Source organism: Microbacterium sp. CIAB417, assembly GCF_022788845.1.
The window spans coordinates 401,118-427,305 of sequence record NZ_JAHZUT010000003.1; the positions used below are offsets into that span (position 1 = coordinate 401,118).

Here is a 26,188-nt window from a genome sequence, read left to right on the forward strand (position 1 = left end):
GTCGGGGGTCGGAACCCAGGTTCCGGCCCCCGACACTCGCGCCGCGGGGCGCTCCATCGCCGCGGCAGCCCGTTCTCTCGTGAACCACCCGCACCCCAGGAGACCCCCGCGCATGTCGCTCACCTCCCGCTCTCTCCGACTCGTCGGGGCAGGCATCGTCGCCGCCGTGGTCGGATCGGCACTCGTGCCGACCGCCGCATCGGCCGCGACCGCCGTGCCCGAGACGTCGACCGACTTCACCGCCCTCGTCAACAGCTTCGTCTCGACCGAGGACGACTTCGGCCAGGACCTTCCGGGCGCCGAAGCGCCCAACTCGATCATCAAGATCAACCCGATGACGACTCCCGGTCGTTCGCACAGCGGATACGACTACGCGGAGAGCCGGATCGCCGGCTTCACGCACACGAACCTCAACGGCGTGGGCGGTTCGGGCGGTGGCGGCGATCTGCTCGTCGTCCCGACCTACGAGACCTACACCTCGAAGCCGTCGACGAGCTCGTACGCCAAGACGTACAGCCACGACGCCGAGGAGGCGGAGCCCGGCTACTACGGCGTCGAGCTGCAGACCTCGCGGGGTGCGATCCTCGCCGAGGCGACCACGGACGTGCGCACCGGACAGGATCGCTTCACGTTCCCGCAGGCGGGCACCGCATCGGTCGTCGTCGACCTGCGCAACAACTTCACCAGCCGCCGCGACGCCGCGATCCAGACAGAGACCCTGCCCGACGGTCGCGTCGCGCTCTCCGGCGAGTTCATGGGGCACTTCAACGGTTACGACTACCGCATGTACTACTACGCGGAGTCGACGAGCGCGGCATCGAGCGTGCGCACGTGGGGGAGCGCGAACGCGCTGACCACGGCCGCCACGCAGACGGGCACCGACGTCGGCGCCGTGCTGCAGTTCGACGTCGCCGCCGGGCAGGAGGTCGGCCTCAAGGTCGCCATCTCGCCGATCAGCGCGGCGCAGGCCGAGGTCGACCTCGGTGTCGAGATGGGCGCGCGCAGCTTCGACGATGTGCGGGCCGAGACCAAGGCCCACTGGAACGAGATCCTCGGCCGCCTCAAGGTCACGGCCTCGGCGACGAGCGATCCGACGGGCAACCTGAGCGAGCTGTTCTACACGCACCTGTACCGCATGTTCGGCGCTCCGGTGAATGCGACGAGCACGAGCGGCACCTACCGCGGTCTCGACGGCGAGGTTCACACCGCCGATGGCTACACGCACTACGACGGCTGGGGCTTCTGGGACGACTTCCGCAAGTTCGAGGTCCTCGCGGTGGGTTACCCCGAGGTATTCCGCGACATGGCGCAGTCGATCGTCGACCTCTACGCGACGTTCGCCGCCACGGGCAAGGGCTCGCTGTCGAACGCCGTGCACGCGGTGCCGACCGTGCGCTTCGAGCGTGCGGCCGTCGTCGTGGCCGACGCCGTCGCGAAGGGCGCGCAGCTGCGCGACCTGGACGTCGCCTGGCCCGCTCTCGTGTCGCAGTCGCAGGGCGGCTACGGCAACGCCGACAACGTGCGCAACGGCTACATCGCGAACGAGGTCGATGACACCCTCGGCACGGCCTACGACGACACCGCCATGGCCACGATCGCCGACGCGCTCGGTCGCACCGACGAGGCAGCCGCCTACCGGCTGCGCGCGGCCAACTGGACCAACCTGTTCAAGGCCGACTCGGTGACCCTCGCCGACGGCTCGCGCTCGGGCCTGGTGTTCCCCAAGAACGCCAGCGGAGCGTGGGCGGACGTCGACCCGGAGCGCTTCGAGGCCGGCAACGTCTACCAGGGCACGCTGTGGCAGTACAACTGGTACGTCGCCCCCGACATGGGCGGAATGATCGAGAAGATGGGCGGCGAGGCCAAGGCGCGCGCCACCCTGAGCTTCATGTTCGGCGAGCACGCCCCGGGCGACGGCTCGCGGATGCTCCACGCGAACGCGAACGAGATCGACCTCCAGGCGCCCTACCTCTTCAACTACGTCGGGGCCCCCTCTCGCACGCAGTACTGGGCGCGCAACATCTACACCGCCGAGACGTGGAACCGCTACATCGCGACCGGCTCGACGCACGAGTCGCCGTCGGGAGGCGGCGAGTTCACCCCGCCGATCAAGACGAAGGTGTACAAGAACTCGCCGCAGGGCTTCCTGCCGACGATGGACAACGACACCGGCACGATGTCGTCGATGTTCGTCGCCGCCGCGATCGGCCTCTTCCCGGTCGCCGCGGGCTCGGACGAGTACCAGATCGGTTCGCCGTTCTTCGAGAACGTGCGCATCTCGTACGAGTCGGGACGCACCTTCGACATCGCGGCGCAGGGCGTCTCGCCCTCCGCGTACTACATCCAGTCGGCGCAGCTGAACGGCGAGTCCTTCGACCGCACGTGGCTCACGTACGACCAGATCACGGGCGGCGGCCGGCTCGCGTTCCAGATGGGCGCGCAGGCATCCGACTGGGCCGCCGATGGCGTGGCCGCGCCGTCGCTCAGCGACGTGCTGCCGAGCTCGATCTACAACCCGACGAGCGCAGTATCGGTGTCGTCGCGTCAGTTCCGCGAGTCGGACGCCGGTGACGGAGCGATCGGCGACACGATCGCGCTCAACATCAGCAACGGAACGTTCTCCGGCGCCACGGGAGCGGACCTCGCCGCATCCGGAGCGATCACGGCGACGAACGTTCCCACCGGACTCACGCTCTCGGCCGTCCGCACCGGCGACCGTTCGGTCACGCTGTCGCTGACGGGCAACGCCGTGGCATCGAACGAGTTCGACAGTATCGACGACCTCGTCATCTCGGTGTCGGATGCGGCGTTCTCGCGCAAGCCCTCGACCGGGACCCGCGAGTTCACGATGAAGGTCACCTTCCAGGGCGCGACCCTGACTGCCGAGCGCACCGCGCTGCTGGCCGCTGCCGACGGCACGGTCGACACCACGGTGGCGCTGGTGCTCACGGGCGCGACGTTCGCCGGTGGCGACGGTCGCGACCTGGTCGTGGATGCGGCGCTCACGGTTCCCGGCCTGCCGGCCGGCGTCACCGCAACGGCCACGAAGCGCTCGGCGTCGACGGTCGACCTGCGCCTGACGGGGTCGCTGGGTGCGGCGAGCACCGCGACGTTCGCGCTGGCGTTCACCGACGCCGCTCTGCGCGGCGTCACGGCGGCGCAACTGCGCGGCGACGGGGTGTCGGGACTGGGCGTCATGACGCTGTCCGTCGACCGGGAGTGGAAGCGTCAGCTCGCGAGCGCGCTGGCCGAGGCCGACCTGGTCGAGCGTGGCGCGTACTCGACCGCCACCTTCACCGCCTTCGCGGCGGCGCGGGATGCGGCACGGGCCGTGCTGGCCGATGAGGCCGCAACGGAGGGTGCCGTGCGCTCCGCTCTGGACGCGCTCAACCGCGCCGCGGCGGCGCTGCGGATCGCCGCAGCGACCGACCGGGCGATCCTCGACGGCGTCACCTATGGCACCGTCGCCTTCGACGACGACTTCTCGACCGACCGTCTCGGCGAGTACACGACGCGTGGCGACGTGAGCGAGGCCGCGGCCGACCACGTGGTCGACACGGCGGCGGGCGTGCTCACCGCGACCTCGACGAGCGGACGTCGGTGGAGCCACATCGAAATCCCGACGGAGACGAGCGAGCGCTTCGCGATCGTCGTCGAGCCGAAGAGCTTCGCGGCGACCGGCGACTTCGAGGACAGCATGTTCATCGGCGTGACCAACGGTGTGGGCAACCGCGTGCACAGCTGGTTCAACAACACCCGCAGCGAGACCGGCTTCGATGCCGTCGTCGGCGGCCAGGGCGTGAACCTGGGAGCGGGCAACCAGGGGGGTATCACCTGGCAGCCGGGCGATCGGCTCGCGACCGTCATCGACAACGGTCAGATCACGTCGTGGATGGAGCGCGGCGGCGTCTGGACGAAGCTCCGGAGCGCGTCGATCTCGCCCGCACTCACGGCCGAGCAGCTGAAGACGTGGAAGCCCACAGTCAGCCTGCGTCTGGACCCGGGTGTGATCGCCCTCGACCGGGTGACGGTGCTGCGTGCCGACGAGGCCGCTGCGGTCGTCCCGGCACGCATCGAGGCCGAGAGCTTCGCGTCGTCGAGCGGCGGTTCGCTCGTGGCCGAGGGGACGAGCCCCAAGGGCAACGTCGGGGGAACCTACGACGGCGGCGAGCTGACCTACGACGCGGCGTTCGGCAAGGGCCCGCTCACCACGGTCACGGTGCGTTCGTCCACCCGTGACGAGCGCGTCGGGGCCAACCCGCGCCTCGAGTTCTACCTCGACGACAAGACGCCGGGTAACCGGATCGCGTCGGTCGCGCTGCCGAAGACCGGTGGCTGGGGCAACTACGTCACCACGACGGTCGATCTCGAGCGTCCGGTGTCCGGTCGCCACACGCTGATCGTGGTCATGCGTACCGACCGGGTGTCCGGCCAGGAGTTCCACTACGTGTCCAACTTCGACTGGTGGGAGTTCGCTCCCGCCCCCGACGCGCAGCAGCCGGCGGACCATGGTCCGCTGCAGGCGGCGGTCACTGAGGCGGAGCAGGTGCTCGCGAACGCCGACCGGTACATCGCGATCGATCTCGCGGTCTTCCGTCTCGCGTTTGACGAGGCTTCGCGGGTGGCGCAGGACGCCGCCGCTTCGCAGGGGCAGGTCGACGAGGCCCTCCGTGTGCTCACCACGGCGCAGGGTCAGCTCGTCTGGAAGGTGGTCCGCACGCTTCCGCTGCTGATCGCCGAGGCCGAGGCGATCGTCCGTGACGGCTACAGCGAGAAGACCCTCGCCGCGCTGGACGCGGCACTCGCCACCGCGCGGGGCGTCGAGGCCGGGGCGACCTACGAGGTCTTCTCCGCCGCGTACAGCTCACTGCAGCAGGCGATCAACGGGCTCGCGGCACCGGAGGAGCCGGGCACCGACCCGGAGGAGCCCGGCACGGACCCCGAGGAGCCGGGTACCGATCCGGAGGAGCCGGGCACGGACCCCGAGGAGCCGGGCGCCGAGGAGCCCGGGACCGAGCAGCCGGGCAACCCGCGTCCGGGCTTCGTCCCCGGTGCTCCCAGCATCGACGGCAGCGACCTGCCGCTCGTGTTCCGCGACGTCATCACGGTGGCCGTCTCCGGACGCGAGCTGACGGTCACGGGTCTCGGGGCCGACGCGTGGAACTTCGGGTACGTGTACTCGACGCCCCAGCCGCTCGGCTGGACGCTGGCGGACGGCGCGGGTCGCGCGACCTACACCCTGCCGACCGGCCTGGAGGCGGGCGTGCACCGTCTGGCCGTCCTTGACACGGCCGGCGGGCTGGTGGGCTGGACGGAGTTCCGTATCGACGGCTCCTACGACCTGCCCGCGACGGGTAGTGAGGCGACGCTGTCGCTGCTGATCGGCGGGATTGCCGGCGGGCTGATCCTGGTCGGTGTGGTGCTGTTCGTCCGACGCCGCCGCATGACCGCGTCGTAACCGAACACGCGAAGGGGGCGGTGCGTACAGCGCGCCGCCCCCTTCGTCGTCTCCGGCTCGTCAGAACGTCCGGGACCGCGGAACCGGCGGCGGCGGGACCTCCTTGGCGGCGATGATCGCGCCGCGGGGGATGCGCTCCAGGCCGCGCTTGCCGTCGACGACGACGGTCGCCGCATCCGCGCTCAGCAGCTCACCGAGCGCATCGGTCGCGCGGCCGTCGGGCAGCAGATAGCGCACCACGACGCGGCGTCCGGGAGCGGGGAGGTTCACCATGCGCCGGGGGCGTAGTCCTTGAGGAACACGCCGAAAAGGTCGTCGCCGGCCTCGCCGCGCACGATGGGGTCGTACACGCGCGCCGCGCCGTCGACCAGGTCGAGCGGGGCGTGGAACCCCTCCTCGGCGAGGCGGACCTTGGTCGGCGGCAAGCCCGAGGCGGGCGAGACCCCCGACCTCACGCTCCGCCGTGAACTGGCGGAGGAGATCGGCGTCGAGCTGGCCGCATCCGATCTGCGCGCCCTGGGCTCGTTCACCGCCGTCGCCGCCAACGAGCCGGGCTTCCTCCAAAACGGATCACCGGGGCTCTTGCGTTGACGAGTGCGGATCAGGCGATCGCCTCCGAAACCCCTCCGACGAGAACGGGGCTGGCGGGGAGAGCCTGCGCTAGTTCCAGTCGATTGTCGCCCCGCTGATGATGTTGTTGATGAGCCGCTCGATGAACACAACGATCTCTTCGCGACCTACGACGTAACCGGTCGGATGCCCGCAACGGTTCCTCGTCTTCAATGCGTCATCGAGAATGCTGCGTGCGTCTTTGTTGAACACCGCGGCGTCTTCGCAGATCAGCAGCAGGTTCCCGCTGGTGACGTACTGGAGATCGCTCTTCTTCTTGATTGAGTTGAGCGATAGAGGTTGACCTGCACCCTACTTGCGGCACCGGTATCGCCAAGGAAGCACAGCCGTAGGGGCAAGACGGCCGCCCCCGCGAATACCGCAAGAAATCGGCCCGGGCAAGACGCGCGGCTCGCTGCGGGCGAGCGGTCAGGATGGCAGGGTGAGTGAGAACACACGTGATGCCCTTGTCCGCGAGTTGGACCTTCGCAAGGAGACCTTTCGGGCTGCGGCGGGGAACACCGAAGCCGAGATGGCCGTCTGGGAAGCGGCGTCGAAGCTGCCCGACTGGTTCATCGTCAACCGCGGGACGCCGGAAGAGCCGATGCCCGGCGGATTCCAGTTCGACGGTGTCGGCACGCTCATCGGGGTCTACAGCACCGCCGAGCGTGCGGCGGAGGTGGGAAGCATGGAGGCCACGCTGCTCGCGGTTCCGCTGCCGCAGGCGCTCGACTGGCTCGCATCCTTCGCGCAGAACGGTGTCGCCGGGATCGTTCTGGACTCACCGGGACCATGGACGTCGCTGTCGAACCTGCGCTTCTTCCGGCAGTGGATACCGGCGGAGCGTGATTCGACGGCTGCCGTCGTCATCGCTCCCCGCGTGCAGGCTGCCGCCGAGGCGTACACGGCGGCGCAGAACGACGAGACCTACGCCGCGGTCGTCCGAGAGATCGCGAATGCCGAGCTGTTCGTCGTCCTGGATCCAGCCGGCGACGGCTCCACTCCCGCCAGCATCGTCAACGGTCGCGGCGAGCGGATCATCCTCGCCTTCACCGACTCGGAACGGGTTGACGCGATCTACGCGGGCAAGGAGATCACGGTGGTCCCGCGCTCCGGGCGCGAGATTCTGCGACTCATCGGCGGGGCGTTCGACGTTCTGGTGCTCGACCCCCAGCATCCGTCGTCGTTCGCGGTGACGCCCGAGTGGATCGGCGACGACCTCCGCTGACGACGGCCGGCGTGAGCGACGTGCTCGTCGCCGACGACACCATCAGCGACACCGAACGGCCCGAACGTCCCGCGGTTCCGGGGCATCGTGGTGTCGGGCCTGCGCGCCACGAACTCGCCACGCGGAGCGACGTCGGTGTTGAAGGGAATGGGCGCCGCGCATCCGATGCGTGTGCGGCTTGAGAACGTCGACGTGGACGCGGGCGCGGCACCCGTCTCACTCAGCGGCGTCCGCCTCCTCCCTGGCCCATTCCGCCCGCGGCGGCCTGCCCTGCGGTCACCGTCGTCGTGGAGCCGTCGACGGCCACCGTGTAGCTCTCGCCGTCTGTCACGTCGGCCGATGAGAAAACGACCGAGGCGAACATCTTGGTGGCGGTGTAGGAGGCGATCACCGTGCCGGAGGCATCGCTGATCTCCACCGTGGAGCCGGCCGAACCGTTCGCGCTCGCCGCGAGCCATCCCTGCGGCGAAGACTCGTCCGGCGACTCGGCCATTCCGCTGCTGCCGATCGCCACCAGGACGCCGCCGGACACGCTGATGCCGCCGTTGGAGTCGAGTGCCCCGTTGTTCTGTGCGGTCGGACCGTAGACGGTCACCGTACCGCCTGTCATCTCGATCGTGCCGTTGGAATCCAGCCCATCGCCGTCGGCGTTCACGAGGAGTGCGCCGCCGGAGATCGTGAGGGTCTCCCCGCTGTCGCTCATCCCGCCACCGCCCGCGGCGCCCGAGGACGTGTTCCCGGACGCGTTGATCCCGTCGTCGGACGAATTGACCTCGGTGGCGCCGCCGGCGATGCGGATGTCGGCGGATTCGATGCCCTCGTATGAGCGGCTGATCGTGATCGATCCACCGGCGATCGCCAGCGCGGTCTCGGAGTGGATGCCGTCGTCGTCCGCGGCCAGCTCGACCGTTCCGCCGGTGATGATCGCGTCGGTCTGGGCATCGATTCCGTCATCGCCCGCCGTGGCCTCGAGCGTGCCTCCGGCGATCCAGACGTAACCGCGGGCGGCGTCGTCGGTCTGGTCGCTCTTGAGTGCGTCGCCTCCAGCGGTCACCGTGATGGCGCCGGCGGTGATCACGAGCGAATCCTTGCCGCGCAACCCGTCGTCCGCGGCGTCGACCGTGATCGTGCCGCCGATGACGGCGAGATCGTCGGTGGCGGAGATGCCGTCGTTGCCCGTGTCGGTGACGGACAACGATCCCGTCCCGGAGATCGTCAGGTCGGTGTCGGCATAGATCGCCGCGCTGGCCTCGTCTTCGGAGGATGTAGAGGCGGTGATCGTGTTCGTGGTGCCGGCGGCGAGATTCACCGCGACATCGTCCGCCCCGACGATCTGGATCGCCGCCCCGTCCACGGCGGAGATCGTCGCGTCGTCGAGCACGAGCACGACGAGCGCGTCATCCGCAGCGTCGACGACGACCTGTCCGTCGAGTTCGCCCGAGAGTCGGTACACACCCGCCGAGGTGACGGTCACGGTCGACCCGGAGATATCGACACCTTCGGCCTCGGTCGACGCCGTGCTGCCGGAGAGGGTGATCGAGACGGCATCGGCCAGGCTCCACTCGTCGTCCGTGACGACCGTGCCGTCGGCGTTGGCTGCCAGCAGCTCGGCGGCAGCCTGCGGGATCGCGGGATCGACGTCGGAGATCACTTCCGAGGTCGAGGTCGTCGCCCGCGACGTGGTGGTCGCCTGCGTCGTCACGGCGCACCCCGCCAGGACCAGACCGGCAAGCCCGAGGGAGAGCGTGAGGGGAATCAGTCGGCGTCGCATCTCGCGTCCTTTCGATCAGTGCGGAGTTCGGTCGATGAGGCGAAGGCTCCGGTCAGGACCCGGTGCCACCGGTTACGGGGAAGTTCCACGCGCATCGCCGCCATTCCGGTGGCGTACTTGCTGATGCGCTGGGGGCGGTGACCCGCGCGCCAGAGGGCACGATCGAGCGCCCCGGGCCTCCCATCGGTCTTGGTCTCGATCACGGCGAACCGTGGCAGCATGAAGCCCTCGCCGTCGGCGTCCACCCAACGCAGATCCGTGTCGAACGTCGATCGCGACGAGGCAGCGCCCGCGGCGCCGGGCCAGAGCAACGTCGCCCGTCGGTACATCGTCTGCATCCTCGCGTCGAGCTCATCCGCCCGTGCCGGGTCGACTCCGATGGCACCGAACGCCACGGCCACCTCCTCACGCGCGTCGCTCGTGAGACGGTCGGCCTCATCCGGGTCGTACGCGCCTCGTTCCTTGAGAGTCAGTCCACGCGCGCCGCGTGTCTTGAGCTCGAGATACGCGGCGCCGGTGTCGACGTAGGTGCGGGTACGCAGCTTGAATCGGCGGCGACGCCCCCGCGCAGCCAGCCTGTAGCTGAGCAGGTCGGGCGTGTCGAAGTAGACCGAACGGTAGGCGAGCTCGCGCTGGCCGTCGATCTCCAACGCCGCCGGAACTCCCGCGATCTCGCCCACCGAGGCGAGGAGTCGTCGCGCATCCTCTACCGGCACGACGTACTTGCGATCCACCCGGCTGAGCAGAGCCGCGTCTGCCGTCATCGTGTCGAGATCGACCGCGGGAAGCGCCGCGACGACAGCATCGAGTCCGGTGCCGGCGCTCACTGGGTGCCCCCCACGATGTCGGCGAACGTCGCACCGCGCGTGGTGTCGGAGCGTCGTGGAGCAGGCGCCTGTGCGGATGGCGTGTGCGCAGCCGGCCGGGCGCGGAAGCGCACGTCGACCAGTGTCGTGTCGTCCACGAGATCCAGCTGCTGCACGGTCAGTGCGGTCACATCGCCGTGGAGGATGTTCTCCAGTTCCGCACGCAGTTCGGCCTCGTCCGCGATCGCGCGATCGAGGTGCACGACCTGATGGCGCGCTCGCGACAGGAGACGGGGGTGGTCCGCGATCGTGAGCACCGACACGATGAGCGCCACGAGGATGATCGGTGCGGCGAGCTCGCTGTGGGGCAGGCCGCAGATCAGGCCGAGGGCGAGCGCCGCGAAGTAGTACGCGACCTCCCGCTGCGTGATCTCGCTCGAGCGCAGCCGGATGATCGAGAGGACGCCGAACAGGCCGAGTCCGAGCCCGAGCGCGACCTCCGCTGTCCCGAGCACCGATGCAACGGCGAGTACTCCCACGTTGACGCCGAGGAAGGCCACGACCAGGTCGCGACGGCGGTGCCGGTGGAAATAGACGGCGCTCAGAGCGACGGCGGCGAGGATGTCGGTCGCGACGAGCGCGAAGGCGATGGGCGTCATCGGGTTCTCCCTGTGATGGTCGTTGTGCCCTCGATTCCACCGGTCGCACTGATGCGATCCGTCTCCGCCGCGTCAGCGGGATCTCTCCGATTGCTATGCGGTTCGTATGAGCGAGGACCCGCATCCGTCCGGGCGAAGACCACGCTGCGCTGGACGCCGTAACTCAGCACGAACAGCACGCCCTCCGTGATGACTTTGGCTGGCAGCACCGCGAACCCGGCACTGGTCAGGAACGACATCCACGCGATGTTCGAGGCGAGCAGCGCGCTCGCCAGAAGGGCGTACCGGACCGCCTGGCCCGCGATCGCTCCCTCTCGGGCGCGGAAGACCGCCCGCCGGTTGATGAGGAAGTTGGCGGTGGCCGAGAGCATCCTCGCCACGATGATCGACGCGATGAGCCAGCCGGTGACCGCTTCCATGACCAGCAGCACGGCGGTATCGATCAGAAAGGCCGCGAACGAGGATCCGGCGAACAGCAGCACCGGAAGGAGCACGCGCACCGAGTCGCGAACGGGGCGGAAGTGACTGGATGCGTTGCGGTCGAGGTACACGGTGGCGATGGGAACCTCACGCAGGTGGACGCCGTCCGGCGCGAGGCGCAGGAGCATCCTCTGCTCGTACTCGAATCCTTCGCCCGGGATGCGGCGTGCCCACGCGATGCGCGCCGCGGGGATGCCGCGCAGTCCTGTCTGGGTGTCCGAGATGCGCCGCCCGGTGGCGGCGCGGAACAGCCCGCCGGCGACCGCGTTGCCTACGCGACTTCGCAGCGGCACTCGTCCGCGGAAGAGTCGCACGCCGAGTACCAGCGAAGCCCCGCCGGCATCCGCGTCGGCGCGGAGCGTCTCGGCGACGCGCAGGATGTCGGCGACCGTGTGCTGGCCATCGGAGTCTGCGGTGACGACGGCCGTGTGCGGGTCGCGGGCGGCGATGTGCCCCAGCCCTGTCTTCAAGGCGGCGCCTTTGCCTCGGTTGCGCTCGTGCGCGATCACCTCGGCCCCCGCGGCGCGCGCCGCATCGAACAGCGCAGCAGAGGACGGCCCGCTCCCGTCGTCGACGACGAGGACGTCGAGCTCCGGAGCTGTCTGAGCGAGCCGGGCCACGAGCTCGGGGAGCTGCCGTGTGGGCTCGAAGGACGGGATCAACACGTACATCACTCAGCCCGCCACATAGAGGATGTCGCTCGTGCCGCGTTCGCCCCCGTTCGACGGCGAGTTGATCACCTGCCCGTTGAAGTACATGGTGGATGAGCCACCGCCGTCGAGGTTGTACGCGGTGCTCGCGCCGAGCGAGATCATGATGTCGGCCAGCTCGGGAAGGGTCACGCCCTCGCTGTAGCCACTTTGTCTGCCGTCGACGACCACGAACACGAGATGGTTGTCATCGATCACGCCGACCGCGGTCCGAGGCTGATCGCCCTGGATCGAGTGGTTGCCCACGTTCGTGTCGATCTCCACGTCCTCGATGCCCGATACGGTCTGCCCGCCCTGGACGATGGCCGGTCCGAAGCTCAGCGTGTTCCACACTCCGGCATCGAGCAGGGCCTGAGCACTCGTCTGCGTCTCGTCGTAGACCTCGACATGGCCGTCCGTATAGAAGGCCAGTCCCTCGCGGGCAGGTTCGTCGCGGTAGATCACGCCGTTGCGGATCTCGATGCCCGTCGAGCGGAAGCCGTAGTAGTCGCCGTTGATGGCGAAGACGGCACCGTTGTCCTCGGCGATCGCGCTCGTCGTCTCGATGATGTTCTCGCCGAACTGATCGTTCGCGAACGCGGAGCGGAGATCTGTAGCGTCTCCCAGCACCACGTCCGCCACGTAGTACGTGACCGTGTCGGAGCCGCTGCCCTCGGTGACCGTGGAGATCGTCACCGTCGTGGACCCGTCGCTGTACTGCGTGTCGGTCAGTACGGTGGTCGCCGGCGACGACGCCTCCGTCGTCGCGGTGACCGTCGAATGCTCCGCTTCGTAGGCGGACACGTCCGAGATCTCGACGTGGGGGATGAGGAAGCGATCCGCGGCCCACCACGCGCCGCCCCCGACGATGAGGGCCAGCGTCACCGAGGTGGCTATGACGACGCGTCGGGAGCGCTTGCTCCATCGTCTGCGTCGTCGGTTCGTGGGTCGCGCGCCGTCGGCGAACGAGTCGGCGGTGGGAGGTCGACGTTTGGGGGCCATGCCTCCATGGATACGGGGCGGTTGCCTGTGCGACCCATGTCTCAGCGTCGACAGGGCTATGTGACGCTATGCGTCCGCTGTGGTCTCCGAGGACGCGGCGTCCGCGGAGACGCTCACTTCTCGGGAGGCGCCACGACCCGCGGCGTCGCGGGGTTCAGGAAGTCGCCGGTGCCGACCCGCGCGTGCCGACGGGAATAGGCGAAGTAGATCGCGACGCCGAGGGCGAGCCAGATGAGGAAGCGCAGCCACGTCTCCACCGAGAGATTCAGCATGAGATAGGTGCAGATCAGCGCGGACAGGATGGGGAGAACCGGACTCCACGGCACGCGGAAGCCGCGCTTCAGGTCGGGTCGCGTGCGACGGAGGACCACGACTCCCACCGAGACCAGCACGAACGCCGACAGCGTGCCGATGTTGACCATCTGCTCGAGTACGCCCACGGGGGTGACGCCCGCGACGACGGCGACGATGATCGTCACCACGATCGAGATGACCCACGGCGTACGCCAGCGCGGGTGTACCCGTGCCAGCTTCTGCGGCAGCAGCCCGTCGCGCGACATCGCGAAGATGATGCGCGTCGCACCGATCAGCAGCGTCAGTACGACGGTGGTGAGCCCCGCAACCGCGCCGGCCGAGATGACCGTCGCCATCCACGACTGGCCGTGGTACGCGAACGCGTTGGCGAGAGCCGCTTCGGGGTCGAGGTCGCGGTAGGAGACCATGCCGGTGACCACGAGAGCGACGGCGCAGTAGAGGATCGTGCAGATGATGAGCGAGGCGATGATGCCGATCGGCATGTCGCGCTGCGGGCGGCGCGTCTCCTCCGCGGTCGTCGCCACGACATCGAATCCGATGTAGGCGAAGAACACGAGAGCGGCACCGGCGAGAATGCCGCCGACGCCGAAGGTGGCCGGCTCGATGCCCGAGAGGAACTGCAGCAGCGGCTGCGTGAGCCCGGAGGTGGATGCGGTCGCCTCGGCCGACGGGACGAAGGGTGCATAGTTGGCGGGGTTGACGAACATGAGTCCGGCGATGATCACGAACAGCACGATGAACAGCTTCACCGCGACCAGGACGAGATTGACGCGCAGTGACTCCTTGATGCCGATCGTCATCAAAGTGCCGAGGACCAGGACGAGCAGGATGGCCGGCACGTCCACCGCGCCGCCGTACGACAGCTGCTCCGGAAGCACGATGCCCAGCTGTTCGAGGAACGCTCCGAGATAGGCGCTCCATCCCTGCGCGACCACGCTCGCGCCGAGGAACATCTCGAGGATCAGGTCCCATCCGATGATCCAGGCGAAGAACTCGCCGAGCGAGGCGTACGAGAACGTGTAGGCCGACCCCGATACCGGCACCGTCGAGGCGAACTCGGCGTAGCACATGGCCGCGAGGCCGCACGCGATCGCCGCGATCACGAAGCTCATGACGATCGATGGGCCGGCGACCTCGTGCGCGGCGCGCCCCGTGAGAGTGAAGATGCCGGCGCCGATCACGACTCCCACGCCGAAGACGGTGAGATCGAGAGCGCTGAGCGATTTCTTGAGGCGGAACTCCGGTTCCTCGGTGTCGGCGATGGACTGCTCGACCGATTTGGTGCGGAGAAGACTCACGTGGTGCTCGCTTTCGACGGATTCCGTGGCGTCCGGAGCCACTCAGGGAGGATAACCGCCGTCCCGGTGTGCGCACATCCGCGTGCGCCGTGTGTACAGGGGTGCCGTCAGGAGAGAATGCCGCTTCGAGCCCGCCCGAGGAGGTCGTCCGGGTCGTCGATGCTGCCCCCGCGCTGCACCAGGGCGGTGACGGGAAGTGCTCCGGCGAGGGCGCCGAGCACGGCTGCCGGCGGCCCGTCAAGGACGGCGCGCCCCTCGGCGCTCTCGGCTCCGAGCTCGACGCGCACGTGGCTCGAGTTCTCGTCGACCGTCGCGGACGCCCGGATCTGCGAGCCGGGGGACAGGAGCGCTTCGGCGGCCAGCCCGACCCACTCTCCGCGCACGGTATCGCCGTCCCTCGGACCGTCCGTCATGAAGCCGGCGCCCCAGCGGATGAGGGCGAAGACAGGCTCGCGCAGCTGCGTTCCGCGAGGGGTCAGCGAATAGACGACCGCCTTCTTTCCCGCCTCGTCCGTCCGGCTGACGATTCCCGCCTCCTCCATCGTCCGGAGCCTGGCGGTCAGCAGGTTGCTGGCGATGCCGGGCAGCGACGCTCGCAGCTGCCGGAACCGTCGCGGTTCGATCAGCAGTTCTCGCACGATGAGGAGGTTCCAGCGGTCCCCGATCACGTCGAGGGCCACCGCGAGCCCGCAGAACTGGTGATAGCCGCTCACAACTTCTCCTTGATCTCGTGCACGCTGACGGTTTAAATTATCCACCATCGGAGGGGAGATGTTCATGGACACGCAGGAACAGGCGGTCCGGCCGTCGTGGGTGGACCGAGATGAGTACCCGTTCTCGAGTGCGATCGCGAACGTCGGCGGCCACCGCATCCACTACGTCGACACGGCCGCACCGGGACAGAGCGGGCCCACACTGCTGTTCCTGCATGGAAACCCGACCTGGTCGTTCGTGTACCGCGACGTCATCCGTGCGCTGCAGGCAACCGTGAGATGTGTCGCGCCGGATCTGCCCGGCTTCGGCCTGTCGGATGCGGCAGACGACTTCGACGGCACCTTCGTCGCGCATGCCGACGCCATCGAGCGCTTCGTCGATGCACTCGGCCTGGAGGACGTCGTGCTCGTCGCCCAGGACTGGGGAGGTCCGATCGGCCTGCGACTGCTCGAGCGGACTCCGCAGAGGTTCCGGGGAGTGGCGCTGTGCAACACGTGGGCGTGGCCTGTCGCCGACGACCCCCACTTCGCGCGGTTCGCCGGCGCGATGGGCGGCCGAGTGGGGGCGTTCTTCACCCGTCACGGCAATCTCTTCGTGAACCTGATGATCCCCATGGGTCACCGACGTCGTCGGGTGACGCGAGCCGAGATGGCGCACTACCGCCGCGCTCTGGGCACCGCACGGCGGCGGGGATTCAGCGCGGTTCTCCCACGGGAGATCGTGGCGGCGACGCCCCACCTCGTGGAACTGGAGGCCGGTCTCTCGGTCCTGTCCGGGATTCCCGTTCTGATCATGTGGGGTGACCGCGACATCGCGTTCCGGGAGCCCGAGCTCGCCCGGTGGCGCACCATCGCCCCGCACGCGCACGTCGAGGTGATCGAGGGGGCCGGACACTTCCTGCCCTCCGATGCCCCGGCGGAGGTGGCGGCGTCGCTTCGCGGGTGGTTGGCGAATATCCCCGGCGCGGCGAAGTAGCGCGCGGACGCGCGCGGGTGTGCACTGACGACATGACCGGCTCGGGCCGCATCCCGCAGGCAGCCGTACGCCGCGGCGGCGTTGCGGTGTTCCTGTGCGTCACGTTCGGCGTGACGTGGATCGTGTGGGCGCCGCTCGTCGTCGAGGCGCAGTCCGGAGGGCTGGGTCAGGTGCCGTGGACGTTCTTCCTCGGGTCGCTCGGCCCCGCCTGCGGCGCGCTGGCCGCATCCTTCTGGGAAGGCGGGCGGGCGGAGCTGCGGAGATGGGCGCGGCGGGCGTTCTCGGTGCGGTTCGCCGCGCCGTGGTGGATCGCCGCTGTCGGCATGCCCGTGGCGTACTTCCTCATCGGGTACGGGGTCGCCGCGGCAGTCTCCGGCTCCTGGCCGGATCTGGCCGGGTTCGGCGCGACAGAGAAGCTGCCCGGTCTGGCCTGGCCGCTCGTGGCTCTGGTGTGGGTCGTCACCTTCGGGCTGGGGGAGGAGTCGGGATGGCGTGGGTGGCTGCTGCCCGCGCTCACGCGCAGGCTGTCGGCATTCTGGGCGACCCTGATCGTCGCCGCGGTGTGGATCGGATGGCACGCTCCCGCGTTCCTGTTCAACCCCACCTACACCGCCATGGGTGCCGGGATCATCGGCTGGATCCTCGCTCTGGTCACGGGATCGTTCCTTCTGACATGGATGGCGCAGGGTGCGCACTGGAGCATCGTGCCGGTGCTCATCTGGCACGCCGGATTCGATCTGTTGACGGCTGCGAATCAGTCCGCGGGTGTCATCGCGTCCACCATCAGCGCGATCGTGATGACGCAGGGGCTCCTGTGTGCCTGGCTACTGTGGCGCAATGCTCGCGCTCGCCGAGTGCCCGCCCCTCTGCTCAGCCCATGACTGAGTCAACGAAGGAACAGCTCGAAGCATCCGACAAGGTCGAGGAGCGCACGGTGGGCGGGGAGATCCGCTACTACCTCAAGAACATCAAGGAGCACTGGCTCGTCGTGATCGAGCAGCATCCGGATGCCGCCGGCGACGAAGCCTGGTAGCACGCCCGCTCCGCACCGCGAGACTGCATCTCCTGCACGAGATCACTGTCATTACCCGTGATCTCGTGCTCGAAATGCTGTTTCGCGGAGGAGGCGTCGAGGCGGGGGGCGACATAGGGTGGCGGGATGGTCGATATCGAGATGCGGGCACTCGAGGCCGGAACGGTGACGCTGGGTGACGCGCGGGGACGAACGCGGCGCACCGTCGAGGTCGGGGCCTTCGAGATCGGCGTGTACCCCGTGACGGAGGAGGTCCTCGCTGAGCTGCTCGGCATCGAGGTGCGCCACCCGCGGGTGCCGGCCACCGACCTGAGCTGGCTGCGCGCGGTCCGTCTGTGCAACGCCGCATCCGAGTGGGAGGGACTCGATTCCGCCTACGGGTTCGACGGTGCGGAGGTCACCTGGCACCGGGATGCCGACGGCTACCGCCTCCCGACCGAAGCTGAGTGGGAGTACGCGTGCCGCGCCGGCTCCACGGCCGCGCACTACGGCCCTTTGACGGAGGTCGCATGGACGGCGGCGGACGGAGCGGCTCGTCCGCAGCCGGTGGGTGGGAAGATGCCGAACCTCAACGGACTCTTCGACACCCTCGGCAACGTGTGGGAGTGGTGCTGGGATCTGCTCGACCCCTCGGCAGACGACGATCGTCGGGTATTCCGTGGGGGAAGCTTCGCGAGTGATGCGTTCAGCGCTCGCGCATCCACGCGTCGTGGCGCGCTCCCGGATGCGGGCGGAGACGACATCGGCATGCGTCTGGCCCGCGGTCCACAAGAGGCGTAGCGCACCCTCCGCGACCCCCTACGCTGGGTCGAATGAGCGGCGAGGGGGACCCGGGGGAGCTCGCCCCGCGCGCGGACGGCGAAGAGCGATTCGCCGATGACCGTCCCCGGCCGACCCCGCTCTGGGCACTGCTGTCGCGGTGGCTGGTGCGGTGGGAGGGGTGGCTTCGCTCTCACGGTGGTCGGCCGCTTCGCATGGCGATCGGCGGTTTCTGGCTCGCGGTCACGGCGGTCGCCGCCTTCCTTCTGGTCGGACCGGTCATCAACCCGCCGCTGGGGCTGGAGGAGATCACCGACTCCGCCAAGAACGCCACCGACACCTGGATCGCGCGGGACTTCGACGTCGACTACACGTTGACGCGCGACGATGAGGGGCGGATGCAGGCGGAGGTCGTCGAGACGATCACGGCTTTCTTCCCCGACGACGTGGATGAGTCGGGCATCCGGCGCGTGCTGTCGACGCAGTACCAGGGACACGACCTCGCGCCGCGTGACGTGACGGCGTCGATCGACGGCGTCGCTGTCGAGCCCCGCCTGCGCGAGCGAGGGGACCGACTCACGTTCGTGCTCGACACGGGCGAGCGGCTGAGCGGCGACCACGAGTTCGTGCTGCGCTACCGCATCCAGGATCTCGCCTACACCTCGACCGATGACATCACCGGTGACGGCGTCGATCTGCTGGAGTGGAGCGTCTTCGGCCCGGACTGGCCGCAGGGTTTCGCTGCGCTCGACGTCAGCGTGACGGTGCCGGATGAGCTCGACGCACTGCTGGTCCGTCAACCTTCCGGCGGCGTCGCCTGGACACTGGTGAGCGGGATGGACTGGCTCGAGCCCGAGGAGAGCTCGCCGCCGGGCCAGAAGACGTACGCGTTCACCGTCGACCAGAACGTCCCCCCGCACGCGACCGCATGGTTCCGGATGCTGTTCCCCGAGGGCACCTTCACGATGCCACCGCCGACCGGCCTGTTCCTGTTGCAGACCTTCGGTCCGCTCCTGCCGCTGGCGATCCTGCTGCTCACGCTGCCCTTCGCCATCGCCGCGCGTGCCGTGGCGTGGAGCGATGCGCGCGGTCGCCCCTGGTACGTCGCGCAGGACGACCCGCCGAAGGGCGTCTCCGTCGCACAGGCCGTGCAGATCGTGCAACGTCCCCGCAACCGCGAGCTCGCCCTCGCCGTCGCCGCGGTGCGCGGCACACGTCGATCCGCCCGACGCGCGGCCCTGATCGCCGCGGGGCGCGCTGCGCGGCGGAGCGGGCGGGTCGGCGACGGCTTCCGGGCACGCGCGGGATACCTGCTCGACCGAACCAGGTCGCGTCAGATCGCTGACGGATTCCGCCGCATCCCGAGCGGCTTCGTCCGCGACTGGTTCATCGCAGCGCCGCTCGCGCTGACCGTCGTGCAGTTCGCCATCATCCGCCAGCTCTCACACCAGGAGACGCTCGCCGTAATCTGGTGGCCCGGCGTTTTTGTGCTCGTCTCGCTCGCGGTGTCGGCCATCGTGCTGTGGATCGCCGTCTCCGCCCGCCCGTTGACCCGGAAGGGCGCTCTCGCGCGGCAGTATCTGGCGGGCATCGACGTCTACGCCCGGCGCACCTCGATGTTGACGCGCACCACGATCGATGACGCGTTGCTGCCCTACGCCGTGATCGTGGCCGACCCACGGGAGGCGGGGCGCCGCGTCTCGGCGCTCGTCGAGCGCGAACTCGGCGGCGACGCAGAGCTGCGCGCATGGCGCACCTCGGACTTCCTGTCGTGGCCCCGTCTGCTCGTGCGCTCCGCCGCTCTCCTGATTGTCGCGGGTGCGGTCGTGCTTGTTGCCGTGTTGCCCAATCCCTACCTTCGGCTCACGACGTACGAGCGGTGGGATTTCGAAGACCCCGGCACGCTCTACACGCAGGTCGCCAGTGTGGACGTCGACGCGCGCCTCAGCGCGGATGGCGACCGACCGCGTCTCGACGTCGTGCAGACCACGGTGGTGGACTTCGACGACGAATCCCATCGCGTGCCGCAGTTCGCGACCCCCGTGCGCACAGCGATCGAGGGTCAGTCGCTCGGGCTGGAGGTCGACGAGGTGCGGGTCGACGGTGAGGCCGTCCCGTTCCATCTGTCGCTGCGCGACGACGCGGGCACGATCACAACCGCGATGACCCAGGTGCGCAGCGGCCGGGCCGAGGTCGAGGTGCGCTACGCGTACACCTCGCCGGCCGTCGCGGGGGAGGCCTCGCGAGCATCGGGGCGAGAGGGTGAGTCGGTCGACCGCATCCGGTGGGCGGCGCTGGTCGACGGGTGGGAGAGCGGGTGGACCTATCCGTCCGAGCCCGATCCGGTCACCGTCACGCTGCGCGTCGACGACGAGGTCGCCCAGCGGGCCTTCTCTGCCGGCTGGTTGCGCGAGGACCCCGAGACAGCCGAGGATGCGCGCGATTGGAAGGACTCTTCGTACGCCTTCGGCACGCTGGAGGCGGAGCTGGAGCCGCCGCCCTCCTCCGGCGAGGAGGCGGGCACGATCACGGAATCGGACGAATCACTGTCGGACGCACGTGTGCATTCCCTCCGAGTCACCCACGGCGAGTACGGGTACCCCACCGACAGCCTCTATGCGGATCTCGGCGTGCTCCTGGAGTTCCCCGCGGGCACCTGGGCGGGACCAAATCCCGCTGCGCGCGACGCCGAGCAGTTGGCGTGGGCGCTTCCCACGATCATCGTGCTCTCGACCGCCGCCATGGCGGTCGCACTGGGGTTGACCGCCGTCGTCGCCTGGCGCGTGCGCGGGACGCGCCGGATGGCTCCCGGTCTCGTCCGCGACGTCTTCTGGTGGCTCACCCCGGCGACGGCGCTGGGCGCCGTCATCATCGGCGTATGGGCGACCGTCGACATCCCCGCCGATTGGCCCGAGGTCGCCCTGCAACTGCCGGCGTGCGGGCTCGCTCTGGTCGCCGCGATCACCGTGGCCGTCGCGGTGAGGCCGGTCGCTGCGCCTCGCCGACCTGACGACCGTGCCTGGATGCGGGCGCGCGACCCGCAGCGAGACGCCTGAGCTCTGCGACTCAGTCGCGCATCGCGTTGCCGATGTAGGAGTACTTCACGAAGACCTCTGCGGCGATCCCCGCCTCTTCGAGCACGCCCTGCACGGCGGCGAGCATGTATCGCGAATCCCAGCCCATGTAGAGGAAGGCTCCGTCGCCGAGCTCGTCCCACTGGCCGTTCCATGCCCGGGTCTCGTACACCGGCCCGCCGCGCCGAGCGCTGAACGACAGGAGGTCCTCACGGGCATCGGCCCACAGCCGCTTGAAGATGCGGTTGAACAGGGACGCGATGTCGTAGATCTCCCAGTGCTCGCCGCGGTACTCCACGTACGACCACTCCTGCTGCCAGCCCGGCGGAAACCCGCGGCGCTTCTTCGCGTCGAGGATGGGGGTCAGATCGTCGTCGTCGATGAGCACATCGGCTCTGCGTCGCCACACCGCGAGGAACTGCTCGATGAGCACCACGGTGCGCCGGGAGATCGCGGCGGTGTTCCACGCCTCGAGGTCAGCGACGGATGCGGTCAGCTCGACGGCGCTGCGTCGGTACAGGTCGCGCTTGTCCGGGAACGAGCGATCGAGCGCGCGCTCCGCGAGCGGTTCCTCGAGCAGCGCCAGGTTGCCCAGTGTCGCGGCCAGCGCGCGGTGGCTGTTCTGCTCGTCCTCCGTGAACTCGCTCCAGGTGCGGACACCGTCGCCGCTCCAGCCATCGCCCGGTGCGAGCGGAACGATGTGCTCGACGTCGAGATCCGCCGCGGAGTCGAGCCCCGCGAGGCGTGCCAGCACGTAGGCGGGATGCGGCAGCGGAGTGAACTTGAGGGCGATCCGCATCCGCTCGTCGGAGGGCGTGATGCGCCCGAACGCGTGGCTCAGCGCCTCGGGGCCCTCGGCTCGCGCACGACAGAGACGCGCGACGAGCCGATCGTTGGTGAGACCGGCGACCAGCCGGCGCAGCAGAAGCGCCTGCAGATCCTCCAGCGTCTCGATCAGTGCGCCGCGGTCGATGACGCCCCGCTCATGGTCGCGGTAGGCGGCCATCACCAGGGGGAAGGTGCCGCGCCCGAACGTGCCGAGGAAGCGAAGCTGCGCGGCGACGCCCTCGTCGGAGGCGTGCGCGGGCTCGAGGAGCACGCGGTAGATCTCCGAGTACGCCTTCCACTCGGCCGCATCCCGCTCGAGGGTCTCGGCTTCGAGGACCGGGAACTCGCCGCGGAACGCGTCGTACACGGCGCGCGTCGTGCCGCCCGTGAGCTCGCGTCCGGTGCGCATCACCAGGTAGTGCCGCCAGAAGTCCGCGATCGCCTCACCCGTGTTCTGTTCGATCGGCAGCCAGAACCGCTCCTCGATCTCGGTCTGCTCCGCGTGGGTGAGACCCATGAGGATGTAGTTGTGGATGAGCTCGTGGTCGCGCAGGGGTTCGCCCGTCGAGTTCAGGCTCTCGAAGATCTGCTGCGCGTTGGCATCGGCGCCGAGCGCGATGGCGACGTGCTCGAGGCGCTGGAGCCCTCGCCAGATGCGGGGCGCCTCCTCGGGGCGGATCTGGCTGCGGAAGAACGCGTAGTTGTCGTCGAAGCGCGATGTGCGATCGTCGGCGTCGGCCTGTCGTCGATCCAGCACCACGCTCTCGAAGACGTCCGCCCACGCCCGGTGGGGGCGCAGTTTCGTGCGGTGGGTTTCGCCGCCGCGCACGAGAACCTCGTGCAGGCGTGCCGCCAGCGCGGGGTCGCTGTCTCGCACGGTGTGCTCGAGGGCGGCGACCAGAAGCATCAGCGTCGTGATGCGCTGCTGGCCGTCGATCAGCACGAGCTCTGCGTCGTCGGAGTCCCCGCCGCGCGACGACAGGATGGAGGCGAGGAAGTGCGTGTGTCCCTCCGGGAGGTCAGCGACCTGGCGCACATCGGCCAGCAGCTGCTCGCAGCCGCCGATGTCCCAGCGGTACTGCCGTTGGTAGACGGGAACGACGATGGCGAGGTCGGGATCGCTCAGCCAGGCGATCGTGTTGACGGCAGTCGCATCGACGTTGGTGGCGGTGGCCATGATCCTCGATCTCGTTGCGGGCGAAGCGCGTCGCGCGGGGCGACCAGACCACTCTAGGCCGGGGCAACGGGGCTCCCGGGTATTGCCGAGGTGCCCGAGTAGGCTGACCTTACCTGGGCCAGTAAAAACGCGCTGACCCCCCACCGAAAGGCATGATTCGTCATGGGTTACATCAAGTCCGCCGCTCTCGAGGAGACCGGCTACGTCGTCCTCGACAGCTACAACCAGGAGCTCGATCCCAAGGAGTGGCTCGACATCGAGTACAACGACTGGAAGTCCTCGGGCGACACCCGGTTCGCTCCTCTTGCCAGCGCCTTCGGCGAGATCGAGTGCAACGGGTTCTGGAACCACAAGCCGCCGCGCACCGACAAGGACGGCGTGTGGATCGACTCGCAGGTCGCGAAGGCCCCGAATCTCGTGCGCCGCGCGCAGGAGCCGGGTGCGAACGTGGGCCGCTGCCGCGTCATCGAGCTGCAGCCCACGCCCTACGGCGACTGCCTCTACAACCTGCACCAGGACGACAACAACCGCCTGAACCCGGACGGAACCGGCTGGGTCGTGCGCGGCTTCTTCAACCTGACGGACGACAAGGACAGCTACTTCGTTCTGCGCGAGAACCGCACGGACCCGCGTGGCGAGGTGCGCATCGCGCTCCCCGCCGGCGCCCAGCTGATCATCGACACCCAGCGCCTCTGGCACGCGGCCACGCACAACGGCACCGACCCGCGCTACTGCCTCATCACCTCGTGGACGTCGGGCCCGGAGCTCGACGCCTACATCGAGAAGTACCACGGTGTGAACCACGTCGAGAGCGTGGAAGTTCCGCAGGACGTGCTCGAGCACGGCTACGCCGAGCAGGCGCGTAAGGATGCGGCGCGCGCCGCGTACTACGCCGCGAAGGGCCAGGCGGCCGTCCAGGCCATGAGCGAGGCCTGAGACCCCTCACAACGGTGGCCCGATCCGCAGCGCGGATCGGGCCACCGTTTTGCGTGCGCGCGCTCGCGCGTCAAGAGGCGGGGCCGTCAGGAGGCGATGACTCAGGATGGAGCGGAACGAGGGGGAGGGCATGCAGCCGAGTGAGGTGGTCATCGACGCGCCCAGAGCGCGGGCAATGCGCACATGGATGATCGTGACGGTCGTCTGCGCGATCGTGGGTGGGGGTGCGTTGATCGTCGCGGCCATCCTGGCGGTGACGATCCCATTCGCCGGCTTGGGTGTGGTGCCCGCAGTGCTGATTCTCGCTTTCGGCGGGTTCCTGAGCCTTCTCGTCGCTGTGGTCGCCTCGTTCGTGCGTGTCGACATGTCCGCCACCGACGGCAAGGCGATCGAGTTCGCGATCGCGAGTGCGGGTTTCGGCCAGATCGACGCACGGCGTCTGTTGCGAGGCGACGCTGTCGTGACTTCGACCGGGCACTGGGCTTGCCTGCGACGCACCTCCGACGGAGAGCGCAGCTGGATGATCGTCACGCTCACACCGGCGGACCCTCGGCTCATGTGATCGACCCCGTGTGGTTTTCCCCGGCTCGAGCATTTCTTTGTGTTGTTTTCTGTTGTAATGTGTTGATCCTTCGAGGAGGATCATGTACGCAACGGAGCGCCAGGCGGCGATCGAGCGAATCTTGGACGCCGAGGGACGACTGGTCGTCGTCGACCTCGCGGAACGCTTCGACGTCACCACAGAGACCGTCCGGCGAGACCTCGCGACTCTGGAACAGCGCGGTGTCCTGCAGCGCGTGCACGGCGGAGCCGTCGCCCAGGGTCGCTCCAGCACTCGTGAGACATCGATCAGCGAACGCATTCACGAACGCAGCGACGCGAAGGGCCGGATCGCCCGCGCGGCGCTGAACCTCCTCGGCGACCGCTTCAGCGGATCCGTCTTGTTGGATGCCGGCTCTACAGTGGGCGCACTTGCGCAAGAACTGCCATCCTCTCTCGTGGCACGCGGCGGCCGCGCGGATGTGGTCACGCACTCCTTCGCCCACGCGCCTCTGCTCGCGGAACAGGACGGGATCGACCTCACGCTCGTGGGCGGTCGGGTGCGTCGCGTGACGGGCGCTGCGGTCGGGGCGACGACGGTCGCCGCGCTCCAGGGTCTTCGCCCTGACGTCGCCTTCCTCGGCACCAACGGACTCTCCGCCGCGTTCGGTCTCAGCACCCCCGATCCGGAAGAGGCTGCCGTCAAGCGCGCGGCCGTCGCGGCGGCGCGGCGCGTCGTCGTGCTCTGCGATGCGCAGAAGTTCGACCTCGAGCTCCTCGTGTCGTTCGCGCCGCTGTCTGCACTCGACGTGCTCGTAACGGATGCGGCTCCGCCCGCCGCGCTGGCGGAAGCGCTCGAGCGCGCCGACATCGAGGTGGTGGTCGCATGATCGTCACCGTCACCGCCAACCCGTCCCTCGATCGAGCCGTTTCGCTGGCAACCCCGCTCCAGGTCGGCGAGGTGCAAAGCGCCCTCGCCGTGCGCGAGGATGCGGGCGGGAAGGGCGTGAATGTCTCCCGCGTCGTCGCGGCCGCCGGAACGGCGACGCTCGCCGTTCTTCCGCTGGCCGACCAGGATCCCTACGCCGCCGCGCTCGCTCAGACCGGCATCCCGGTGCGGTCCGTCCCCGTGCACGGCCACGCCCGCGCGAACCTCACCCTGGCGGACCCGCACGGCACGACGACCAAGGTCAACCTGCCCGGCGCCGAGCTCGGCGCGGCGGATGCGGACGCGTTGATCGAGACGATCGTCGCGGCCACGGCAGGCGCCGACTGGCTCGTGCTCGCAGGATCCCTGCCGCCGGGTGCGGGCGACGACTTCTACGTGCGCGCGATCGTCGCCGTGCGCGCCGCGCACGGCGACGCGACTCCTCGCATCGCCCTCGACACCTCCGGCGCCGCACTCGCGGCGGCCGTGGCCGAGGCCCGCCCGGATCTCATCAAGCCCAACGAGCACGAGCTCGCCGAGCTGACCGGCGCTCCCGCCGACACGCGCGACATCGACGGCATCGTCGCTCTCGCGCAGGACCTCGTCGGTCCGCGTGTCGGTGCTGCCCTGGTGACGCTCGGCGCCGCGGGTGCGCTGCTGGTCACAGAGGACGGCGTCTGGGTGGGAACGGCCCCTCGCATCACCGCGGTCAGCACGGTGGGCGCGGGCGACAGCTCCCTCGCCGGATACCTGCTGGCCGATGTGGCCGGCGCCGAGCCCGCCGAACGTCTGCGTATGGGGATGCGATACGGCGCGGCCGCCGCATCCCTTCCTGGAACCCAACCCCCGACCCCGGCGGATCTTGTGACCGCCGAGATTCCCGTGCAGCGGATCATCCGCTGACGAACC

At 69.2% G+C, this 26,188-nt stretch carries 22 protein-coding genes and 1 pseudogene; 12 read left to right on the forward strand and 11 right to left on the reverse strand.

Annotated elements, in window-relative coordinates:
• Nucleotides 1-112: 112 nt before the first annotated feature.
• On the forward strand, nucleotides 113-5,458 hold the full coding sequence (locus tag KYX17_RS14245) for a glycoside hydrolase domain-containing protein (protein WP_243227634.1): 5,346 nt from the start codon (nucleotides 113-115) through the stop codon (nucleotides 5,456-5,458).
• A gap of 60 nt (nucleotides 5,459-5,518) precedes the next feature.
• Here KYX17_RS14245 and KYX17_RS14250 read toward each other — a convergent pair whose 3' ends face one another.
• Together KYX17_RS14250 and KYX17_RS14255 are read right to left on the reverse strand one after the other, a co-directional pair.
• Nucleotides 5,519-5,731 (reverse strand): hypothetical protein, encoded by a 213-nt coding sequence (locus tag KYX17_RS14250; RefSeq protein WP_243227635.1) that lies wholly within the window; start codon nucleotides 5,729-5,731, stop codon nucleotides 5,519-5,521.
• A pseudogene (locus KYX17_RS14255) lies at nucleotides 5,725-5,877 on the reverse strand (short-chain dehydrogenase); the annotation flags it as partial. The pseudogene KYX17_RS14255 and the gene KYX17_RS14250, both read right to left, overlap by 7 nt.
• Here KYX17_RS14255 and KYX17_RS14260 point away from each other — a divergent pair.
• The gene (locus KYX17_RS14260) at nucleotides 5,870-6,049 is read left to right on the forward strand and encodes an NUDIX domain-containing protein (protein WP_308220890.1); all 180 of its coding nucleotides are present in this window, start codon (nucleotides 5,870-5,872) and stop codon (nucleotides 6,047-6,049) included. The pseudogene KYX17_RS14255 and the gene KYX17_RS14260 sit on opposite strands and share 8 nt — an antisense overlap.
• Before the next feature lie 69 nt (nucleotides 6,050-6,118).
• On the opposite strand, the gene KYX17_RS14265 is transcribed toward KYX17_RS14260, so the two are convergent.
• Nucleotides 6,119-6,280, reverse strand: a complete 162-nt coding sequence (locus tag KYX17_RS14265; RefSeq protein WP_243227636.1) for a hypothetical protein — start codon at nucleotides 6,278-6,280, stop codon at nucleotides 6,119-6,121.
• A gap of 229 nt (nucleotides 6,281-6,509) precedes the next feature.
• Here KYX17_RS14265 and KYX17_RS14270 point away from each other — a divergent pair, with 229 nt between their 5' ends.
• The gene (locus KYX17_RS14270) at nucleotides 6,510-7,295 is read left to right on the forward strand and encodes an SseB family protein (protein ID WP_243227637.1); all 786 of its coding nucleotides are present in this window, start codon (nucleotides 6,510-6,512) and stop codon (nucleotides 7,293-7,295) included.
• A 220-nt stretch (nucleotides 7,296-7,515) separates the two neighbouring features.
• Here the strand turns inward: KYX17_RS14270 and KYX17_RS14275 are convergent, their stop codons facing one another.
• From KYX17_RS14275 to KYX17_RS14305, 7 genes are all read right to left on the reverse strand, one after another.
• On the reverse strand, nucleotides 7,516-9,066 hold the full coding sequence (locus tag KYX17_RS14275) for a carbohydrate-binding domain-containing protein (RefSeq protein WP_243227638.1): 1,551 nt from the start codon (nucleotides 9,064-9,066) through the stop codon (nucleotides 7,516-7,518).
• Nucleotides 9,051-9,893 (reverse strand): polyphosphate polymerase domain-containing protein, encoded by an 843-nt coding sequence (locus KYX17_RS14280; RefSeq protein ID WP_243227639.1) that lies wholly within the window; start codon nucleotides 9,891-9,893, stop codon nucleotides 9,051-9,053. Before KYX17_RS14280 ends, KYX17_RS14275 begins: the two co-directional genes overlap by 16 nt.
• Nucleotides 9,890-10,531, reverse strand: a complete 642-nt coding sequence (locus tag KYX17_RS14285; protein WP_243227640.1) for a DUF4956 domain-containing protein — start codon at nucleotides 10,529-10,531, stop codon at nucleotides 9,890-9,892. The genes KYX17_RS14280 and KYX17_RS14285 overlap by 4 nt, the downstream gene beginning before the upstream one ends.
• On the reverse strand, nucleotides 10,528-11,682 hold the full coding sequence (locus KYX17_RS14290) for a bifunctional glycosyltransferase family 2/GtrA family protein (RefSeq protein ID WP_243227641.1): 1,155 nt from the start codon (nucleotides 11,680-11,682) through the stop codon (nucleotides 10,528-10,530). The genes KYX17_RS14285 and KYX17_RS14290 overlap by 4 nt, the downstream gene beginning before the upstream one ends.
• A 3-nt stretch (nucleotides 11,683-11,685) precedes the next feature.
• Nucleotides 11,686-12,702, reverse strand: a complete 1,017-nt coding sequence (locus KYX17_RS14295) for a phosphodiester glycosidase family protein (RefSeq protein ID WP_243227642.1) — start codon at nucleotides 12,700-12,702, stop codon at nucleotides 11,686-11,688.
• Between the two features lie 113 nt (nucleotides 12,703-12,815).
• Nucleotides 12,816-14,315, reverse strand: coding sequence for an amino acid permease (locus KYX17_RS14300; protein ID WP_243228191.1), 1,500 nt, complete (start codon nucleotides 14,313-14,315; stop codon nucleotides 12,816-12,818).
• Nucleotides 14,316-14,422: 107 nt separating this feature from the next.
• A complete protein-coding gene (locus KYX17_RS14305) occupies nucleotides 14,423-15,028 on the reverse strand; it encodes a helix-turn-helix domain-containing protein (protein WP_243227643.1) in 606 nt (201 codons plus the stop codon).
• A gap of 64 nt (nucleotides 15,029-15,092) precedes the next feature.
• Between KYX17_RS14305 and KYX17_RS14310 the strand changes: the two genes are divergently transcribed.
• From KYX17_RS14310 to KYX17_RS14330, 5 genes are all read left to right on the forward strand, one after another.
• Nucleotides 15,093-16,004, forward strand: a complete 912-nt coding sequence (locus KYX17_RS14310; RefSeq protein WP_243227644.1) for an alpha/beta fold hydrolase — start codon at nucleotides 15,093-15,095, stop codon at nucleotides 16,002-16,004.
• A gap of 32 nt (nucleotides 16,005-16,036) precedes the next feature.
• Nucleotides 16,037-16,885: a CPBP family intramembrane glutamic endopeptidase gene (locus tag KYX17_RS14315; RefSeq protein WP_243227645.1), complete on the forward strand. Its 849-nt coding sequence runs from the start codon at nucleotides 16,037-16,039 to the stop codon at nucleotides 16,883-16,885.
• Nucleotides 16,882-17,037 (forward strand): hypothetical protein, encoded by a 156-nt coding sequence (locus tag KYX17_RS14320; protein WP_243227646.1) that lies wholly within the window; start codon nucleotides 16,882-16,884, stop codon nucleotides 17,035-17,037. The genes KYX17_RS14315 and KYX17_RS14320 overlap by 4 nt, the downstream gene beginning before the upstream one ends.
• 126 nt (nucleotides 17,038-17,163) lie before the next feature.
• Nucleotides 17,164-17,817 carry an SUMF1/EgtB/PvdO family nonheme iron enzyme gene (locus KYX17_RS14325; protein WP_243227647.1) on the forward strand — a complete coding sequence of 218 codons (654 nt, stop codon included), beginning with the start codon at nucleotides 17,164-17,166 and terminating at the stop codon, nucleotides 17,815-17,817.
• Nucleotides 17,818-17,849: 32 nt separating this feature from the next.
• Nucleotides 17,850-20,852 carry a DUF2207 domain-containing protein gene (locus tag KYX17_RS14330; RefSeq protein ID WP_243227648.1) on the forward strand — a complete coding sequence of 1,001 codons (3,003 nt, stop codon included), beginning with the start codon at nucleotides 17,850-17,852 and terminating at the stop codon, nucleotides 20,850-20,852.
• Nucleotides 20,853-20,862: 10 nt separating this feature from the next.
• Here the strand turns inward: KYX17_RS14330 and KYX17_RS14335 are convergent, their stop codons facing one another.
• On the reverse strand, nucleotides 20,863-22,875 hold the full coding sequence (locus KYX17_RS14335) for a DUF262 domain-containing protein (protein WP_243227649.1): 2,013 nt from the start codon (nucleotides 22,873-22,875) through the stop codon (nucleotides 20,863-20,865).
• Between the two features lie 162 nt (nucleotides 22,876-23,037).
• Between KYX17_RS14335 and KYX17_RS14340 the strand changes: the two genes are divergently transcribed.
• The 4 genes from KYX17_RS14340 (at nucleotide 23,038) to KYX17_RS14355 (ending at nucleotide 26,182) form a co-directional block, all read left to right on the forward strand.
• Entirely contained in the window at nucleotides 23,038-23,811 is a 774-nt protein-coding gene (locus KYX17_RS14340) for a hypothetical protein (RefSeq protein ID WP_137417202.1), read from the forward strand.
• Between the two features lie 130 nt (nucleotides 23,812-23,941).
• Nucleotides 23,942-24,373, forward strand: a complete 432-nt coding sequence (locus tag KYX17_RS14345) for a hypothetical protein (protein WP_243227650.1) — start codon at nucleotides 23,942-23,944, stop codon at nucleotides 24,371-24,373.
• Nucleotides 24,374-24,455: 82 nt separating this feature from the next.
• The gene (locus KYX17_RS14350) at nucleotides 24,456-25,241 is read left to right on the forward strand and encodes a DeoR/GlpR family DNA-binding transcription regulator (protein WP_243227651.1); all 786 of its coding nucleotides are present in this window, start codon (nucleotides 24,456-24,458) and stop codon (nucleotides 25,239-25,241) included.
• On the forward strand, nucleotides 25,238-26,182 hold the full coding sequence (locus tag KYX17_RS14355) for a 1-phosphofructokinase family hexose kinase (RefSeq protein ID WP_243227652.1): 945 nt from the start codon (nucleotides 25,238-25,240) through the stop codon (nucleotides 26,180-26,182). The genes KYX17_RS14350 and KYX17_RS14355 overlap by 4 nt, the downstream gene beginning before the upstream one ends.
• Nucleotides 26,183-26,188: the final 6 nt, after the last annotated feature.

Excerpts from the sequence above, each read along its gene's own strand:
- KYX17_RS14245 (WP_243227634.1), top strand. The coding sequence starts at position 113 with ATGTCGCTCACCTCCCGCTCTCTCCGACTCGTCGGGGCAGGCATCGTC.
- KYX17_RS14250 (WP_243227635.1), bottom strand. The coding sequence starts at position 5,731 with ATGGTGAACCTCCCCGCTCCCGGACGCCGCGTCGTGGTGCGCTATCTG.
- KYX17_RS14275 (WP_243227638.1), bottom strand. The coding sequence starts at position 9,066 with ATGCGACGCCGACTGATTCCCCTCACGCTCTCCCTCGGGCTTGCCGGT.
- KYX17_RS14285 (WP_243227640.1), bottom strand. The coding sequence starts at position 10,531 with ATGACGCCCATCGCCTTCGCGCTCGTCGCGACCGACATCCTCGCCGCC.
- KYX17_RS14290 (WP_243227641.1), bottom strand. The coding sequence starts at position 11,682 with ATGTACGTGTTGATCCCGTCCTTCGAGCCCACACGGCAGCTCCCCGAG.
- KYX17_RS14295 (WP_243227642.1), bottom strand. The coding sequence starts at position 12,702 with ATGGCCCCCAAACGTCGACCTCCCACCGCCGACTCGTTCGCCGACGGC.
- KYX17_RS14310 (WP_243227644.1), top strand. The coding sequence starts at position 15,093 with ATGGACACGCAGGAACAGGCGGTCCGGCCGTCGTGGGTGGACCGAGAT.
- KYX17_RS14315 (WP_243227645.1), top strand. The coding sequence starts at position 16,037 with ATGACCGGCTCGGGCCGCATCCCGCAGGCAGCCGTACGCCGCGGCGGC.
- KYX17_RS14320 (WP_243227646.1), top strand. The coding sequence starts at position 16,882 with ATGACTGAGTCAACGAAGGAACAGCTCGAAGCATCCGACAAGGTCGAG.
- KYX17_RS14325 (WP_243227647.1), top strand. The coding sequence starts at position 17,164 with ATGGTCGATATCGAGATGCGGGCACTCGAGGCCGGAACGGTGACGCTG.
- KYX17_RS14330 (WP_243227648.1), top strand. The coding sequence starts at position 17,850 with ATGAGCGGCGAGGGGGACCCGGGGGAGCTCGCCCCGCGCGCGGACGGC.
- KYX17_RS14335 (WP_243227649.1), bottom strand. The coding sequence starts at position 22,875 with ATGGCCACCGCCACCAACGTCGATGCGACTGCCGTCAACACGATCGCC.
- KYX17_RS14340 (WP_137417202.1), top strand. The coding sequence starts at position 23,038 with ATGGGTTACATCAAGTCCGCCGCTCTCGAGGAGACCGGCTACGTCGTC.
- KYX17_RS14345 (WP_243227650.1), top strand. The coding sequence starts at position 23,942 with ATGCAGCCGAGTGAGGTGGTCATCGACGCGCCCAGAGCGCGGGCAATG.
- KYX17_RS14350 (WP_243227651.1), top strand. The coding sequence starts at position 24,456 with ATGTACGCAACGGAGCGCCAGGCGGCGATCGAGCGAATCTTGGACGCC.
- KYX17_RS14355 (WP_243227652.1), top strand. The coding sequence starts at position 25,238 with ATGATCGTCACCGTCACCGCCAACCCGTCCCTCGATCGAGCCGTTTCG.